Raw genomic sequence first — 16585 nt, 5'->3', positions numbered from 1 at the left:
TACACAGAACGACGCTGACACAGGAGCCCCCCTGCGTCCTTCAGTACTGCGCATCGGGGGCTTCCATCGAATCAAAATTTAACTTTTTGATAAGCGGCTATTGCCGAATTCTAACACGGTCGCTCCCGGAGGGAGGGTAAGTCCGAATTCACCTCCCCTTTGGGGAGGTCAGAGTCGGCGGCAGCCGGCTCTGGGTGGGGCTCGTTGTGTTAGAAATGGCCGGTTCCAGCTTGGTTTCACCACCCTCCCCGGCCGCATCCTGCGGCCGACCCTCCCGGAGGGAGGGTGAATCTGAATTTCCCGCCCTACTAGAATTTCCAGCGGTACTCCATCCGTGTGCCGTATACATCTGGCAGCTCGCCTCGCCAGCCGTACATGACATCGAAACGTAGCAGTGTGGCGTTGGTCAGTGGCATTTGGTAACGCGTCCCTGCTGCGAATTGGTCCGCTGGAACCGCAGGGTTGCCATTTCCGTGCGGGGTGACATAGGCCAATTCGAGCAGCCACTGGTGACCGAGATCGTCTGCAATCAGATCGACTCCGACTGCCCCGCCAGCGGTGTCGGCTGCGGTCGGATCCAGGGTGGCAAAGCCATTGAGCCCGTCGGATTCAAAGTTGATGCCAGTGTTTCGCAAGATTCCACCCGAACCTGCCGCTCGAGCGACCGATTGCGGGCGATCCCAACCATAGAAAAAGTTGGCATACGGAACAAACGTCAATGGATTCGCGGTGATCCAGCTATTCTCGACCAGCAACAGAGCACCATCTGCGGTCCGGTCGTCCTTGGCCAAGTCTTGGCCCGCGTTGACGATGACTCGCACACTGTTGCTGATCCGGTCGAAATAACGTCGTGTGAAGCTCGCGGTGATATTGTGATAACTCCGCTCACTCTGGTTGCGGTCGCGAACATAGGCATATCCAGTTTCGATGTAACCTCCATAGGCTTCGATAAACCACGCGGTACCAAACGCTTGTGCCGCGTGTTCATCGCTACCGAAAGCCGCACTGTTGATTTGATCAACGATGGCAAAGAAGGTGGCATCAAAGTTTGACCAATTCAGTAACCGGCTGTGCCCCGATGGCAAGGCGAACGCCGCACCAGTGACCGCGTCTTCCATCCAGATGCCGTTTTGGAATAGCAGTGGGACCAAACCGATCGTGAATGGCAACTCGAAGGGAGAGGTTCTCGACTGTGACGCTCCCATCAGCACGCCAAGATCACCTTCGTAAAAACCTGTCACCGGAGTCAAATCGAATTCGCTTCGGTATTTGATGTCGTCACCCACTTTTTCCCAGCGAGTGAATTGATTGTTGTTGTCCAGCGGTCCAACGAACGCATGAAGTCGATCGGTATCAGTCAGCTGTAAATCGAGATCCAAATTCAAACGACTGGCCAAGTTGTCTGTGCGTCCGGCCGCGTTTCGACCTGCGGCAATCCCAGTACGGTAATCGCCGTAAATATAGAATTCGGGGCGAACGAGATTCGTCGGGCCAAAGCAATCGATTCCCTTGGGGGTGATTCCATCGCCATACCATTGGCGTCCCCACTGCACCAACGGGTATTGAGTCGGCACATCACTCTTGGCATCGTACGGCAACTGTTCTCGTTGCCCATCGTGATACATCGACGAGTTCGGAATTGGTGTCGGCGAAAAGTCGCTCGAAAAATCACGTGACGCCGGCGGCGAACCATCACGTCCAGGATCGCTTGATAAATCGTTTGTTGCGTTTGTCGACGAATCGACGCCATCTTGAAACACAAGTAACGGCGGATCGAAGTCAGCGGGTTGATTCAGCCGCAGCACTGGATCGGGGAATTCCAACATGCCGCTGGAAACTGGATCCGCCACTGAGGGCAACGTTTCGTGTTCCGGTCGTTGGGAAACTCGACTCTGAAGCGATTGATAAAACCGATCGGTCAGGAATTCCGTCTCGGGTAAAACCCATACCGATTCTTCGCGAGTGATCGGCATGCTGGTGTCGTGCTCGCTGTCGGTTTCACTTTCGGCAGCGACTTGCGGGGCGGCCGACTGCACCGGCGGTAGCCGCGTCGGGTGTTGGACACTCGGTAGCCGCGTTGGACTTTTCGCGTGACTGAAACCACTCAATCCCACGATCCCAGCGACCGCCGCGATGCCCAGGCAAACGCGAACGGCGACGTTGCACCGTCCAGCGAATCGCCGTGCCGTCGTTCGGCGATCAGCAGGTAGCTGGTTCGCCACCGAATCGACAATGTTGATGGTTTGCTTCACGACAACGATGGGTTTAGGGAGTGATGTGGATCGAAGATCGGACGTCGTTAGGAACAAATAAAAGGGACAAACGGGCTATCGAACCAGGAACGTATGACTGCTCTGCCGGACGTCCAACATATTGGACGACATTCGGCGAAGCATGTCGGGGGTGCTATGGATCTGTCGCATGAAATAAGGCGGCTCCATTCGGCTTCGCATCCGCACGCTCAATCGGTACGGCCCTTTCTTTTGCATCACCGATGCAGGGATGTGGTACTTCGGCATGCGATGGTCCAGCGGCGGGATCGAATGAGCTTCCATGCGGATCAGCGGCGGGTGATTCAGCACGCTGACTGGCACGGCGCCGGGACGCAGAAAGACCAATTGATCCACGCTGAAATTCAAAGGCAACGCCGCTTCACGATCCGTGCCGCGAACATTGTTGATCAGAAACTTGGTTTGCAGATTGAACAGCCCCTTGTCTCGTGGCACGCGTCCCGTCGCCACGTCGTACGAATTCATATCCGCCAAATCGGCGTTGGAATCCAAGTAGCCGCTCTCCCACACCCGTTGACCATCGGGATCGATTAACACAACGTTCAACCACAACTGAGGCTGGGCTCCGAGTGATCCGGTAGGCAGATTGTGGCCTTCGCTGATGTTGGAAACTCGGTAGGCAATGTTCAGCGGAGCCCCGGCGCGAGGTTCACTCAAAAAGATCGGTCCTTTGACATCCACGCCAGCTTCGAGCGTGATCACGGCGTTTGCCCGTTTCTCTTCAATCTTCAACAGGTTGGCATCAATGATACGTCGTGCGTCACGGCGATCATCCGTGTTGTCCCATGGCGGTGGAAAGTACATCCCCGGCGTGACCGTTTGCTCGAACGCTTCGGTTCCCCAACCAGCACGATCATCGAATTCGAGCCATTGACGCGGCGAATATTGTTTGGCCTTGGGATTGTGCGGGAAAATCCCAGGATGAGCGATCGGGTAGCCCGGCCCCCAAAATGAATGATTCGCGTGCTTCTTCGGCTCGCCATACGGTTTGTCGTTCAACACCGCAGCGTGGCAATATTCGTAGCCCTCGGCTTTGCCAGGCACGGCGCCCATGTGGCAATCTTGACACGAGATTCCTTTGGCGGCTGCGGGACCGTGACGGTATTGCGAGTGCACGACTTCGAGTGCAATCCCTGGCTGCACCGCGACTTGATGGCAAGAGACACAGATGTCACTGTTGGTCAGAGGTTCAAAGAAAAAACTTGACGCGTGCACCGGTTGGCCGGGACCGGTTTGCTGCGGCGACGTTTTCAACTTCAACTCATCCGCATTTGCAATGGCCGATGCAATGCCGCTGTGGTGCGACCCGCGGCCCACTGGTTGGTGAATGTCCCCTGGTTCAATCCGCCGGTCGCCATTGCTGCCACGCCAATAATGTTCGTTCACTCGATGACAGGCGATGCAGGTGATCCCTTCGCGAACCACCGGTGGCATGTCCAAGACGCTGGCCGAGCGAGGCAGTTCGAGCTGAGTCGCCACGGGCGAATGACAACGCACACAAAACGAGCCCACGGTTCCGCGCGTGTATTCCTGCATCGCTTGCTCGAATCGCTGAAACATCGGCGACACCACCGCGTAAGCGTGTGAGCTGACACTCCATTCGTCGTAGTGTTTCGGGTGACAACTGCGACACGTTTCGGCCGATGGGTATTGGTTCTCGGTCCACAATGCTTCGTGTGGATCTTTGCTGGACGCAGCGGCGGATCCGTCTTGCTGTGCCCCATCTTGCAGTAACCCGTCTGCTAGGGGCATGTGCGGATGGAACCCGTGCGGATGGAGACGATGTCCCTGGGATGGCGCCTCGGATTTCGAAGGGACCGCGATCGAAGGCCCCAAATAATCCAGCGGATCGGACAGCCGGTCGAGCTCGCTGCCACCCACATTCATCAGCGGATCTGTCTCAATTTGATCATTGCCAAGCAAGTCGTTTCCACCGAGTAAATCGTCGCCCCCGAGAAGGTTGTCGCCACTCAGCAGGTCGTCGCCTGCGAGTTGATTCTCGCTGAGCAGATCGTCATGCGTGTTGAGGTCATCATCGTTCGGCGTTGTGACGTTGTGGGGCTGCTTTTCTTTCGCGATGCGGTCAATCTGCTTGGCAGCGATCCGCACCGGTCGCTTGGCGTTTGAACTTGACGAGTCATCCGCGTATGCAGAGAACCACGTGATGGTCGCGATGCCCGCACATAGCAGTGGGATTGCGATGGGACGCATGGGGGGAGCCGTCTCGGGTTCGAGCCATTTGACAAAGTGCAAGCCGCGGTAACGTACAGCCGCGTTTCAGTTGTCCATCGACACGATTCGATCGCTACCACACTCGCAACAGATTTTTAGGGACAAGTCGACGTAATCCGCAAACTTTGACATGACTGCGGCAACAGCGACCCTGTCGCGATCGGTCGCCCCCATCGGCTCGCACGATTGGGCAAACCATAACCCATCGGCGGACCATGCGGTTTCGCTAGTCTGCCTAATTGATACAAACCGCACATACTGCCTCAGTGGGTTCGCTTTCGTATTTGTTCTAACAAAATGCATCCGTCGCGGCCGCGATTTTACACGTAGGGTTTGCTGGAGAGTTCCGTCGCCGAGGGGAATTGCGTCACTGAACTCTCTCCTTTTCAAGCCTCCATTGCTCCCCCACGATGGAAAATCTAATCCATGAATCAAACAACCCAAACCAGCTCGGATGACGAGCAGCTTGACGCGGAACAGTCGTCCTTTTTTCGCTGTCCCATTCAGGAAGCGGATGGCAAGGCGGTGATTCGAATTGGCCGCCGACGCATCCCCGTGGTGGTCCAAGAGGCATCGATTGACGGTTTCACGGTGACCGTCTCTGCCAAGTACGCTTCCCGAATCCAGATTTCGGGGCCTTGGGAACTCGAATATGCCGACGCCCGAACTGAAGTGCATCCTCAGTGGATTTTCAACGCGCCCGACGGCAACGCTCAGCTTGCCGTTCGCCGCTTGCGAGATCTAACCAAACCCGATCCGATAAGTTCAAGTTGGTGGCCCACGCTCCGGCGATCTCGCTACCGACAAACGGACAACAGCCCGATTGCCTTTGGCGGTTTGGTGTTGACGTTTATCGCCGTGTTGGCACTGCCCGGAGTCGGTGAAAAATTAGGGTCGGCCCATTACATCCGCACCGCGATCATGTGGGTTTACAATGGAATCCACATGGAAACCAAACATTGGTGGTAACCGATGTTGCGGTGCACATCGGTGCGCCGGTCACGCTGCAGCGACGATCTTGAGCGAGAAACCGTCCGTCATGAACGCGGGGCGATCAACGATGTTGATCGCCCGCTTTACTTGATGCCGGGCTTTACTAGATGCCAGGAGTGGGAAATTCGTTCTGGGCACTCAACTCGGTTTCACCGTCGTCTTGGTCGTAGTTCAGCACGGTGTGAACCGGATACGGGCTCAGTCGCTCTTTGCCGCCCAGCTGCACTAGGTGAATCAGGAAGGAGCAGCCGACGATTTCGGCATCACATTTTTCTAACAGCCGGCAACACGCTTCCATCGTCCCGCCGGTCGCCAGCAGATCGTCAACGATCAACACGCGCTGCCCGGGTTTGACCCCATCGACGTGGATCTGCAGTTCGTCGGTGCCGTATTCCAACTCGTAAGCAAACGAGTGCATGTTAAAAGGCAGCTTGCCCGGTTTACGGATCGGGACAAACCCGGCACCAAGCCGGATCGCCAACGGAGCGGCGAAAATGAAACCGCGAGCTTCTGCCGCAGCAACAATGTCAATTTTGGCGTCCAGATAGGGCTTAGCCAACGCTTCGGTCGCGGAGGCCAACGCTTCGGGGGCCGCCAGCAACGGAGTGATGTCGCGAAACAAAATTCCAGGCTGAGGGTAGTCAGGGATGTCTCGGACGTAACGACGAAGATCCAACATGGAAATGGCTCGTGTGGTGTGAAACATAAAGTGGATCAATACAGCCTAAAGCAGAGCGAAACGCGAAGGTAGTAGGCTCGGTGATCCGTAGGCTGCAAGACGGGAACCTGCGATTTTTGCGCCAATCGGCTTCCCGCCGCCCTGCGGATCGCGAGCCCACCGGGGCGTTAGGCTCCAGTGAGCGGTTCCGGGCTGCCTCGCAGAATCCGAATCTCATCAAGATCCAGGTCTCGCAGTTCTTGTTCTTTGCGTTGCATGTCTTGGTCGTACTGATTTCGGTCGGAATCCTCGTTGTCGAGGTTCATCGGGTCACGATCGGGCGTCGATTCGCGGTCGATGCCGTCGGTTTCTTCGAGGGGGCGATCTTCGTCACCGCTGCGTTTTGCCCGCTCTTTCTCATCGGGGCTAAGCGGCAGATCCCGACTGACCAATTCCGGGGTCCGCGCTCCTGCTGGGTCAAAAATACTGCCGACTCGTCCCCCGTCGCGACGTGTCCGCTGCCACGCACCTCCGTAGGCGGGGTAGGCCAGATCTTCACAGTCTGCGCAAATCCGGCACCCTGTGGTCGGAGCCAAGCTCACCAATACGACCAAAAGCAGTAGCTTCTTTGCGACAGAGGCTATCATCGTGGAAAAGTCCATGACTCGAGATCCGATCCAGAAATCGTACGCGCAAACAGAAAATCAATCGCCAAACGACGGCTAACGTTTCTATCGGTTAGGAAAGCTGGGCCGCTTTAGGAAAGCTTTGACGATTACGCGGTAGTTCCGGACAACAAAAAGCCAGCACTGCGACTTTTTCCCGCAATTTTTATCGATTCATTAAAGTCGATCTATCGAGGGGGAGGGCAAAGATGAGAGAACCGGCATCAGACCTCTTCTCTTCTCGTCCTGCGGAGCAAATCACGTGTCGGATCTTTCGCAAACCCTCCGAATCGTCGATGCTATCATTCTTCCCCTGCTTGCTCTTGGCATTTTGTTTTTCAGCAGGATCAGCCATGGCGATTGGGCGCGATGGGCCGAGCGTCAGTTCTACATCGCGTTACTGGTCATGACATTCATGACCATGCGGACGGTCTCGCTCAGCGGGGACGCATGGTTGGTTCACACCGGCACGCTGGGGATTATGATTATCGGGTCGTTGGTCGTGCGGACTCAGAGTACACCAGTGGCGATGTAACCTCGTTCCCCCACTGTCATCCATCATGCACGAACCGCAGGCTTCGGTCCCCCACACCGCCGCTTCCTCCGCAAACTCCGCCAACCCATCGTCAAGTCACGGGGAAACTCTCGTCGAAGTCATTCCCGGCGGTGCCGTTTCGGGAACGATCCAGCCGCCTGGCAGCAAGAGTCTGACCAATCGTGCTTTGATTTGTGCCGCGTTCGCTTCGGGAACCTCTCGCTTGACCGGAGCGCTGCGTAGCGAAGACACCGAGGTAATGATCGAGGCGCTGCGAACGATCGGGTTGGATATTCACGTCAGCGAAGGTGGTCGCTCGATCCAAGTCAACAATTCTTCGACGCGATCAACGTCGGCGGCCCAGCCCGATCCTCATTCGTTGTTCATTGCCAACAGCGGAACCACGATCCGATTCCTGACGGCGGCGTTGTCGGCGGCCGGTGGGCGATACAAGCTGCATGGGGTCGATCGCATGCACGAGCGACCGATCGGCGATTTGGTCGACGCCATCGTCCCGATCATGAACGGAACGATCCACGCGGAATCGACAAACGGATGCCCGCCGGTTGTCATCGATTCGGCAGGTTGGCACGCGGGGGAAATCAACGTGGGAGGCTCCGTCAGCAGCCAGTATTTAAGCGGATTGATGATGGCCGCGCCGATCGCAGCAGCCTTTGCCGACTCCGATTCCACTCGTACAACACGGATCGCCGTGAAGGGCGAATTGGTATCGCGACCGTACGTTGACATGACCGCGAAAGTGATCGAGTCATTCGGCGGCGCGGTGACGACCGTCACTTCGGGGCTAGCCGCAGAGCAAACCGTTGCCTTTGATATTTCAAGCTCGGTGAATACCGATGGCTACGGTTACCGTGGTCTTGATTATGCGATCGAACCCGACGCATCGGCGGCGAGCTACTTCTGGGCTGCAGCGGCAATCAGCGGTGGCAGCGTCACCGTCACCGGACTGACGCGTGACGCGATGCAAGGCGACGTCGGTTTTGTTGACGTGCTTGAGAAAATGGGCTGCGAGCTTCACGAAGACGCTAATGGAATCACGGTGACCGGGCGACCGCTACGAGGCATCGATATCGATATGAACGCGATCAGCGATACGGTGCAAACGTTGGCCGTCGTCGCCTTGTTTGCCGATGGTCCAACTCGCGTGCGGGGTGTTGCACACAACCGGTTCAAGGAAACCGATCGTATCGGTGACTTGGCTTGCGAGCTAAACAAGCTCGGCGCTTCGGTGACCGAACACGAGGACGGATTAACAATCACGCCGCCTGCCGATGGCATTAAAGGGTTGCATGGTGCGGTGCTAGAAACGTATCACGATCACCGCATGGCAATGAGTTTGTCGTTGGCGGGACTACGGATCGCGGGCGTCAAAATTAAGAATCCGTCATGCACGGCTAAGACCTATCCTGAATACTTTGCCGATCTCGAAAAGCTGATCGGACGCAGCCATCACTGGTCTCACTGAGCATGAATGAGGTGGCTGTAAACAAAGAAATGTCAGGAATGCAAGCCAAACAACTGGCGTAGTGCTTCTCGTGCTCGAGGCACGTCGAAAGATAGCCTTGGACTTTAGTCCAAGGTTTCGTTATTTTTCAAGCGATTTTCGTAGCGATTCGAGTCCCTCGTCCATCGTGATGCGGACGCGGTAGCCGAGCCGTTCTTTGGCCGCTGAAATATCAAAGTAGTGGTCCTTGGCTAGTTGAGCGGCCACGAATCGTGTCATTGGCGGTTCTTGCTTTCGCCCTAGTATGCGGTACACGGACTCGAGTATTGCCCCGATGCGATACACTGTCTCGTAGCGAATCTTTCGTTTCGGTGGAGTGACTCCTGCCATTTCGCAGATCTCGCAGATCCAGTCCCAGCAATTCACCGGTTCGTCTTGCGCGATAAAGTAGGCTCGTCCTCCCCCTCGATTTGGATCACGATCGAGCGAATCGAGTGCATCCAAGTGAGCGGCGGCAGCGTTGATGACATGAACGGTATCGACTTGGTTGGTACCATCGCCCACGATTCTTAGTCGCCCTCGCCGTGCCCGATCTAAAATCCGAGGAATGATGTGCGGATCATCGTCCCCCCAAATCAAATGGGGACGCAGCGCGACGGTGTTCAGTTTCCCGGGCGAGTGAGCCGCCAACACCGCTTGCTCGGCCATCGCCTTGGTATGCGGGTAATGGCACAACCATGTGGTCGGATAGGGAGCCGATTCGTCGAGATTTTGCTGATGCTTTGAATCAAAGGTGACGCTCGGACTGCTGGTGTAAACCAGATGGCGAATTTGATTCGCCTGACAAGCCGCGATCACATGATCGGTCGCCAATTTGTTGATCGAATAAAAATGTTCCCAAGGTCCCCAAACCCCCGCGACGGCGGCGGTGTGAATCACGGCATCGACATCGCGGATTGATCGCAAACAAAAAGCGGCGTCGGTCAAATCTCCACAAACGTGCTGCATCCCCTCGTTAACCAATTCGGGATACGTGCCGCGTGAGATCCCCGTCACGGTGTCACCACGGCGAAGCAGTTGACGCACGATCTCGCGGCCAAGAAATCCGCCACAGCCAGTCACGAGAACATGCATGAAAAGTCAGATCAATCGAGGGAAAAACGGTGGGTAGCCATTGGTCGCGGGATGTCGGCGATATCCCGCGGTCGGCGAACATTCAAGTGGACGTTTTACACGCCGGATGACCGATGGCAATCGACGTCGGGGACGCCGCGTGTCGATCGGCAAATTAGTTGTAGCGAATCGATCGGCTTACGCCAGTGACGCTTGTGCGATAAAAATAGCGTTATTCTTCGAACCGCTCCCTCATTTTGCAGCGATCATGGCTGATACAACGTCCAACCTGTTCCCAAACGATAAAAAGCTCTATTTGCTCGACGGGATGGCGCTTACTTACCGAGCCCACTTTGCGCTGGTCCGCAGTCCTCGCTTTACCTCCGGTGGCATCTGCACCTCTGCGGTCTTTGGGGTGCTGAACACGGTATTGGATCTGATTCGCCGCGAAGAACCGACTCACATCGCAGTCGCCTTTGATACGCCCGAACCCACCGCGCGACACGAGGCGTTCCCCGAATACAAGGCCCAGCGTGATGAGATGCCCGAGGATATCGCAAAGCAGTTGCCGCTGATCGATCGGTTGTTTGAAGCGTTGAAAATCCACAGCATCCGGATGCCGGGATATGAAGCCGATGACGTGATCGGCACCATCGCGCATCAAGCCGAGGCCAAAGGCTATCGAACCTATATGGTCACGCCGGACAAGGATTACGATCAACTCGTCAGCGAAGACGTGTTTGTCTACAAACCGGGGCGAAAGGGAGGTGATGCCGAAATCTTTGGTGTCCCAGAGGTATTGCAGAAATGGGAAATCGAACGGGTCGACCAAGTCATCGATATCCTTGGTTTAATGGGCGACGCCAGTGACAATATTCCCGGCGTCCCGGGAATCGGGCCCAAGACGGCTCAGAAATTAATCGCCAAATACGGATCGATCGAAGAGCTGTACGCCAAGTCGTCCGAACTTAAAGGCAAACAAAAAGAGAACATCGAATCCAATAAAGACAAAGCGTTCCTTTCGAAGGATTTGGTCACGATCCAATTGGATGTACCCCATTCGGTCGACATCGACGATTTGTCATGGAGCAGCTACGACACCAATGCTCTGAAAGCCTTGTTGATCGAACTCGAGTTCGATGCGATTGGCAAACGCATCTTTGGTAAATCCTTCTCCGCTGCATCGGCTCGCGCCAATGTCGTCCGCGAAAAACGAGAATCGGAAATACAAGCGACCTTGTTCGACGAACCGGTTCAAGAAAAAACGATCCGCGATGTTCCGCACTCTTATCACACGATCCACACGGCAGCCGAACGCGCCAGTCTGATCGCAAAGTTGGCGTTGCAAGATTCGATCTGTTTTGACACCGAAACGACTTCGCTTGATCCTCGCAGTGCGTTTCCGCTTGGGATTGCGTTTTGTTTCGAGCCTCATTCGGCCTACTACGTCGTGTGTCCTCATAATCCCGAGCAAGCCCAGGCGGTGATCGATGAATTTCGTCCCATCTTCGAAGACGAGTCAATCGAAAAGATTGGTCACAATCTGAAGTATGACCTGTCATTGCTGCGTTGGCATGGATTCGAAGTCCGCGGCAAACTGGTCGATACGATGTTGGCGCATTCGATGAAGGAACCCGAGATGCGGCATGGCCTCGATTATCTGTCGGCACTCTACCTTGGCTACAAACCGATCCCCACCAGCGATTTGATTGGTCCCAAGGGGAAAGAACAAAAGAACATGCGCGACGTCGACGTTCAGAAAGTCGCCGAGTATGCCTGCGAAGACGCAGACGTCACCTTCCAGGTCGCCAAGATCTTGCGTGCCGATCTCGAGGCTGCGGGGGTGAGCCAGGTTTGTTACGAAGTCGAATTCCCGCTGGTCCGTGTCCTGGTGGACATGGAATACGAAGGGATCCGGTTAGACAGCGAGGCGTTGCATGAGTACTCACGCACGCTCAGCGGCGAAATCGAGGATCTGCAAAACCAAATCTTTGCGGCTGCCGGACACGAGTTCAATATCGATTCCCCCAAACAGCTTGGCGTCGTGCTTTACGAAGAACTCGAGATCGAAAAGAACCCCAAGAAAACCGCGACGGGACAATATTCGACTCGCGAAGCCGAGCTGGAACGTCTTTCGGGAAAACATCCGATCATTCGCGACGTGCTCGAGTATCGCGGTGCTCGAAAACTGAAATCAGTCTACGTCGATCAGCTTCCTGAGGCGGTGAATCCGAAGACTGGCCGCTTGCATACGCATTACAGTCAAACATGGACTGCGACCGGCCGGATTCAATCGAACGACCCCAACTTGCAAACCATCCCGGTACGAAAACAACGGGGACGCGAGATTCGAGCTGCGTTCGTACCGCGGGACGATAATCACGTGCTGTTGTCCGCCGACTACTCGCAGATCGAACTGCGGATCATGGCCGATCTCAGCGGTGACGAAGCGATGCGTGAAGCCTTTATCAGCGGTGAAGACATTCACACGGTTACCGCCAGTAAGGTCTACAAAGTCGATCCGTCCGAGGTCACGCGTGAGATGCGTGACAAGGCCAAGACCGTCAACTTTGGCATCATCTACGGCATTTCGGGGTTTGGGCTGCAGCAACGGCTGAACATTCCACGCGGCGAAGCCAACGAATTGATCGCGAACTACTTTGGAAAGTATCCAGGCGTCCAGGAATACATCGATAAAACGATTGCGTTTGCCAAAGAACACGGTTACGTCACGACACGTACCGGGCGGCGGCGCTACATCCGTGACATCAATTCCAAAAGTAAAACCGTTGTCAACGCTGCAGAGCGATTGGCGATGAACAGCCCCATTCAAGGCACGGCAGCCGACATGTTGAAATTGGCAATGATTCGGGTGCACGAAACGCTATGCGAAGGCGGTTTCAAAACCAAGATGCTTTTGACCGTGCACGACGAAATCGTCTTTGACATGCCTAAGTCAGAGAGTGAAGCGGTGATGCCGGTGATCGAGCAAGCGATGAAGACCGCGATGCCGATGAGTGTCCCGATCGTGGTCGAGATGGGGATCGGCGACAACTGGCTCGAGGCGCACTAAAAACGCTACCCATGCTGTAGAACTCGCTGACGGCTTGTTGATTTATTGAGCCGCTCGCGCGTCAGCGGCCGGGGCCCACGCGGTACCCGATGCCTTACGGCCCACGGCTCACTGTTGCGATTTGCATTCGGATGAAACCAACAAGCCGCCAACAAGGTTCGCCAAGCACTTATCCCAATTGGGTCTTCGCCACGAAGATCTGATTCGGTGTTCCGTCGACCGAATCATCACGCCGCAAATATGCCACCTGCGTTCCATCGGGTGAATAAACGACGGCTTCAGGCCGCAGCGCGTTTGTGGCATCTGCAGGCGGCGTTAGCGGCGTGGTGGTACCAGTAGCGATGTCCACTTCGCAGACGCAGCCGCCTGCAACGCACGCGATCGCATTGCCGTCGCAGCGAAACGAAAAAGCGGACTCGATTGAAAAATCGTTGTGCGTCAATTGGCGAATCGTCGATTCGGTGGGTGAAGCGAGCCACAGCTGCGTTCGTCCTGCATCGTCACGCATCAAAAACGCAATCTTGCTGCCATCGGGGCTGCTTCGCGGCCAATGACGAACCGGGCCAAGCCCTGGGAATTTTCGTTCGGTGGTAAATGTCAACCGTCGCTGTACGGTGCCTCGCGGCGGCGCAGGGCGTGTCAGTGGAGTGCCACAGAGCGGCGAGTCGCCGTCGACGGTGACGTCATCGGGAATGTCCACCACAAACAGTTCGGGGACGGTGTGGCCGCGGTCCGAGACAACGTCGCCGATAAATGCCAAGGCACGCATTTGGCGCGATCCATCGCGGCGAACGTAGCCGTTGTTGCCGATCCACGCGTCACTATAGGCTCGATTGATTTGGTCACTGCCTGGCAGCGGGGCATTGAACGTTTGGGTGACCAACACGCTGAACATCGATCCATCGTGATTCCGTGGATGCGTTGCGGGCACGCGGACTTGGCCGATCGGAACCGACACGCCAACGTTGCGTTGATTTGCATCCGCTTCGGCTGCGGTCGATGTCGCCAACACGTGGTCTTCGTAGGTAAAGCTGACCCAGCGGCCATCGCCACTAAAAACGTGCACATGGGTGCCGCCACGCAGAGCTCCGGGCGTGTACGGCGGAACCAAATCGCGTGCGTCCAAAGTGGCCACGAGATAATTTGTTCCCGCCGAGTCGTGTTTTCGTTCGACGATGACCCCGCGGCGATGCCATGCAGCATACATCCAATCCTCGCTAGGGTTTTCCGGGCCGTGAATGAACACGATTCGGTCATCAATCGGGCTGGCGGTGACCACACCAACATTAGCCGCATCTTTGGCTTCGTAAACCACCTCGACACGGCCCGATTCAACATGGACCCGTTCGATCCGGTTGCCATCGAACAACGAACCCGCGGCATCACTGCGAACGTCATAGTAAATCCAGCGACCATCGTAGGACCAAACATTGATGTTGGTGAGAAGGTGGTTGCTGGACCCGAACGTGATCTGCCGTTCGCTGAATCGTCGGCGATCCGCATGTGGAATTGTCGTCATCATCTGCCAAAGTCGTGAACCGGACGCGAGGCACACTCGAGCGTGCTTCGGCTGCGGTTCACTTTAGTGTTTCATTGGCAAAATGTCATCGGCATCAATCGACCACGGGCAGCGGGAGGTCTTCGACATATTGTCCGTGCAACATGTGAAGCTGCAGCGTGTGGTTGATCACGATGTCGTTACGCCGAGCGATGGTGCCGTCGGTTTCTTGCCAGGCCGATTCGATAAACGGATGCAGTGCGTCTTGGTCAAAAAATCCAACTTCACTGACACGATCGGCGGTCAGCCAATGATCGATCATTTCCTGGACCGCGTTCCGCTTGACCGGGTCGGTATGGGCTGGCGGCGCCATGAAGGCGAACTTTTTGCGTTCGTACAATTCTCGCGGCAGCACGTTCACCATCGCCTCACGCAGCACCCATTTCTCAACCCCATCACGGATTCGCACCTCTGGCGGAATCGTTGTTGCGTATTCGGCGAGATGGTGATCCAAGAACGCGGGTCGTGCTTCCATGCTGTTGGCCATGTCCATGCGGTCGCCACCCCATGTCAAGATCTGCCCCTCCAACATCGTCTTGCTCCACGTGTACTGCGAGATATCCAGTCGGTGTCGCCCGCGAACTTGATCGGGATCAATTGCGGCTGCGACGGCTGCGACCGGATCGTACTCGCGCAACAGGTCTTGCATGTCAGGGGACAGCAGCGGACGAACTCGTTCGAGCACAAGCATCCAAGGCTGCATGAACGACGGGGTGAACCCGCACAGATCTTCCCATGCCGGATGCGTCATGTCCTCTTCGGACAAAATTGCTCCGGCGAACAAACCGCCTTCGTCTTCGCGTCCAAGCCAATCGCGTTTAAAAAATGGATAGCCGCCAAACAGCTCGTCTGATCCTTCGCCAGTCACCACGGCTTTGTAGTTACACGCCCGCACGCGGCGGCTCATGTGCCATTTCGCGACGGCCAACGTGTTGTAGAAAGTCCGTTCGGCATGCCACGTGGCTCGTTCAAAGGCGGGGCCGTAGAGTTCTTTTTCGGTCAACCGCAGCAGCTCTTGCTCGGCACCGGTGCGATCGGCCATCAATTTGGCGATGTTGGATTCGTCGTACTCGTCACTGTCAAACGCGATCGTGAACGCTTTGACGGGCGACTGCTGGAGCGTCGTTGCCAACCCCAGGATCGAACAGCTGTCGATGCCCCCGGAAAGGTAGCAACCGACCGGCACGTCAGCCTCGAGCCGAGTTGCGACGGCGTCGATCAAGCGATCCTGAACGCCTTGCACGTATTCGGCAGGATCGGGATTGGGGTCATGCGAAGTGGGAAAGACAAAATCCCACCAACGCTCGGTTTTGGTTTCCAAGCGACCGTTACGCATCTCGGCAATCAGCATGTGTCCGGGCTGCAGCGCATGAACGCCTTCAAACGCCGTGCTGCCGGGAACCATCACTTGCATCATTTGGTGCAGTGCCGCTTTGGGGCACAACTTGGGCGTGACGTCGGGGTGTTTTAGGATCGACTTGACCTCCGATCCCCAAACCACGCCATTATCGTTGACAGAGTAATACAGCGGTTTGATGCCGAATCGGTCACGAATCAGGATCAACCGTTTCTTGCGATCGTCGTACAGCACGATGGCAAATTCGCCTCGCAATTGATCCACAAACGACAATCCGTCTCGCAAATAAAGCGGCAACGCGATCGCGCTGTCGCTCTTGCCGCTGCAATCGTATTGCTGGCAAGCTAATTGGGTTCGCACGCGTTTGTAGCCGTACAGTTCGCCGTTGACCGTGATGGCGTAGTCGCCTTCGGCTGATTCGATTGGTTGATGACCGTGACTCAACCCCACAATCGACAACCGAGTGTGCCCGAGTGCTACCCCGCTATCCAAGTAAAACTTACTGCCGCGTTCGTCGGGACCGCGATGGTCCAACACGTCTAGCATGCGATCGAGGGTAAATCGTAGCTCGCGTTCATTGGTTCGTGATGGGTTCCAAAACCCGGTTATGCCACACATAGAAATTCCTGTTCGCTGTTTTTATTT

At 55.9% G+C, this 16585-nt stretch carries 11 protein-coding genes; 4 read left to right on the top strand and 7 right to left on the bottom strand.

Translation table 11 applies throughout. From position 1 onward, the window contains the following. Positions 1-308: 308 nt before the first annotated feature. Together ABEA92_RS30135 and ABEA92_RS30130 are read right to left on the bottom strand one after the other, a co-directional pair. Positions 309-2252 carry a hypothetical protein gene (locus ABEA92_RS30135; protein WP_345689381.1) on the bottom strand — a complete coding sequence of 648 codons (1944 nt, stop codon included), beginning with the start codon at positions 2250-2252 and terminating at the stop codon, positions 309-311. A gap of 75 nt (positions 2253-2327) precedes the next feature. After that, positions 2328-4502 (bottom strand): multiheme c-type cytochrome, encoded by a 2175-nt coding sequence (locus tag ABEA92_RS30130; RefSeq protein ID WP_345689379.1) that lies wholly within the window; start codon positions 4500-4502, stop codon positions 2328-2330. Positions 4503-4949: 447 nt separating this feature from the next. Between ABEA92_RS30130 and ABEA92_RS30125 the strand changes: the two genes are divergently transcribed. Next, complete coding sequence (locus ABEA92_RS30125; RefSeq protein WP_345689377.1) at positions 4950-5492, top strand: hypothetical protein; 543 nt, start codon at positions 4950-4952, stop codon at positions 5490-5492. A gap of 127 nt (positions 5493-5619) precedes the next feature. Here ABEA92_RS30125 and ABEA92_RS30120 read toward each other — a convergent pair whose 3' ends face one another. Next, positions 5620-6195 carry an adenine phosphoribosyltransferase gene (locus ABEA92_RS30120; RefSeq protein ID WP_345689375.1) on the bottom strand — a complete coding sequence of 192 codons (576 nt, stop codon included), beginning with the start codon at positions 6193-6195 and terminating at the stop codon, positions 5620-5622. A gap of 167 nt (positions 6196-6362) precedes the next feature. Continuing rightward, positions 6363-6821, bottom strand: a complete 459-nt coding sequence (locus ABEA92_RS30115; RefSeq protein ID WP_345689373.1) for a hypothetical protein — start codon at positions 6819-6821, stop codon at positions 6363-6365. Positions 6822-7101: 280 nt separating this feature from the next. Here ABEA92_RS30115 and ABEA92_RS30110 point away from each other — a divergent pair, with 280 nt between their 5' ends. Beyond that, positions 7102-7374 (top strand): hypothetical protein, encoded by a 273-nt coding sequence (locus ABEA92_RS30110; RefSeq protein WP_345689371.1) that lies wholly within the window; start codon positions 7102-7104, stop codon positions 7372-7374. 25 nt (positions 7375-7399) lie between these two features. Further along, a complete protein-coding gene (gene aroA / locus ABEA92_RS30105; protein ID WP_345689369.1) occupies positions 7400-8860 on the top strand; it encodes a 3-phosphoshikimate 1-carboxyvinyltransferase in 1461 nt (486 codons plus the stop codon). 120 nt (positions 8861-8980) lie between these two features. Here aroA and ABEA92_RS30100 read toward each other — a convergent pair whose 3' ends face one another. Then, complete coding sequence (locus ABEA92_RS30100) at positions 8981-9973, bottom strand: NAD-dependent epimerase/dehydratase family protein (RefSeq protein ID WP_345689367.1); 993 nt, start codon at positions 9971-9973, stop codon at positions 8981-8983. A gap of 247 nt (positions 9974-10220) precedes the next feature. Between ABEA92_RS30100 and polA the strand changes: the two genes are divergently transcribed. Beyond that, positions 10221-13025: a DNA polymerase I gene (gene polA / locus ABEA92_RS30095; RefSeq protein WP_345689365.1), complete on the top strand. Its 2805-nt coding sequence runs from the start codon at positions 10221-10223 to the stop codon at positions 13023-13025. Positions 13026-13194: 169 nt separating this feature from the next. Here polA and ABEA92_RS30090 read toward each other — a convergent pair whose 3' ends face one another. Both ABEA92_RS30090 and asnB read right to left on the bottom strand, forming a co-directional pair. Further along, positions 13195-14547, bottom strand: a complete 1353-nt coding sequence (locus ABEA92_RS30090; RefSeq protein ID WP_345689363.1) for a YidR family protein — start codon at positions 14545-14547, stop codon at positions 13195-13197. Between the two features lie 91 nt (positions 14548-14638). Further along, positions 14639-16558 (bottom strand): asparagine synthase (glutamine-hydrolyzing), encoded by a 1920-nt coding sequence (gene asnB / locus ABEA92_RS30085; protein WP_345689361.1) that lies wholly within the window; start codon positions 16556-16558, stop codon positions 14639-14641. Positions 16559-16585 lie beyond the last annotated feature (27 nt).

It is taken from the genome of Novipirellula caenicola (assembly GCF_039545035.1).
Lineage (GTDB): Bacteria > Planctomycetota > Planctomycetia > Pirellulales > Pirellulaceae > Novipirellula > Novipirellula caenicola.
This window is presented reverse-complemented; position numbering and strand designations above follow the sequence as displayed.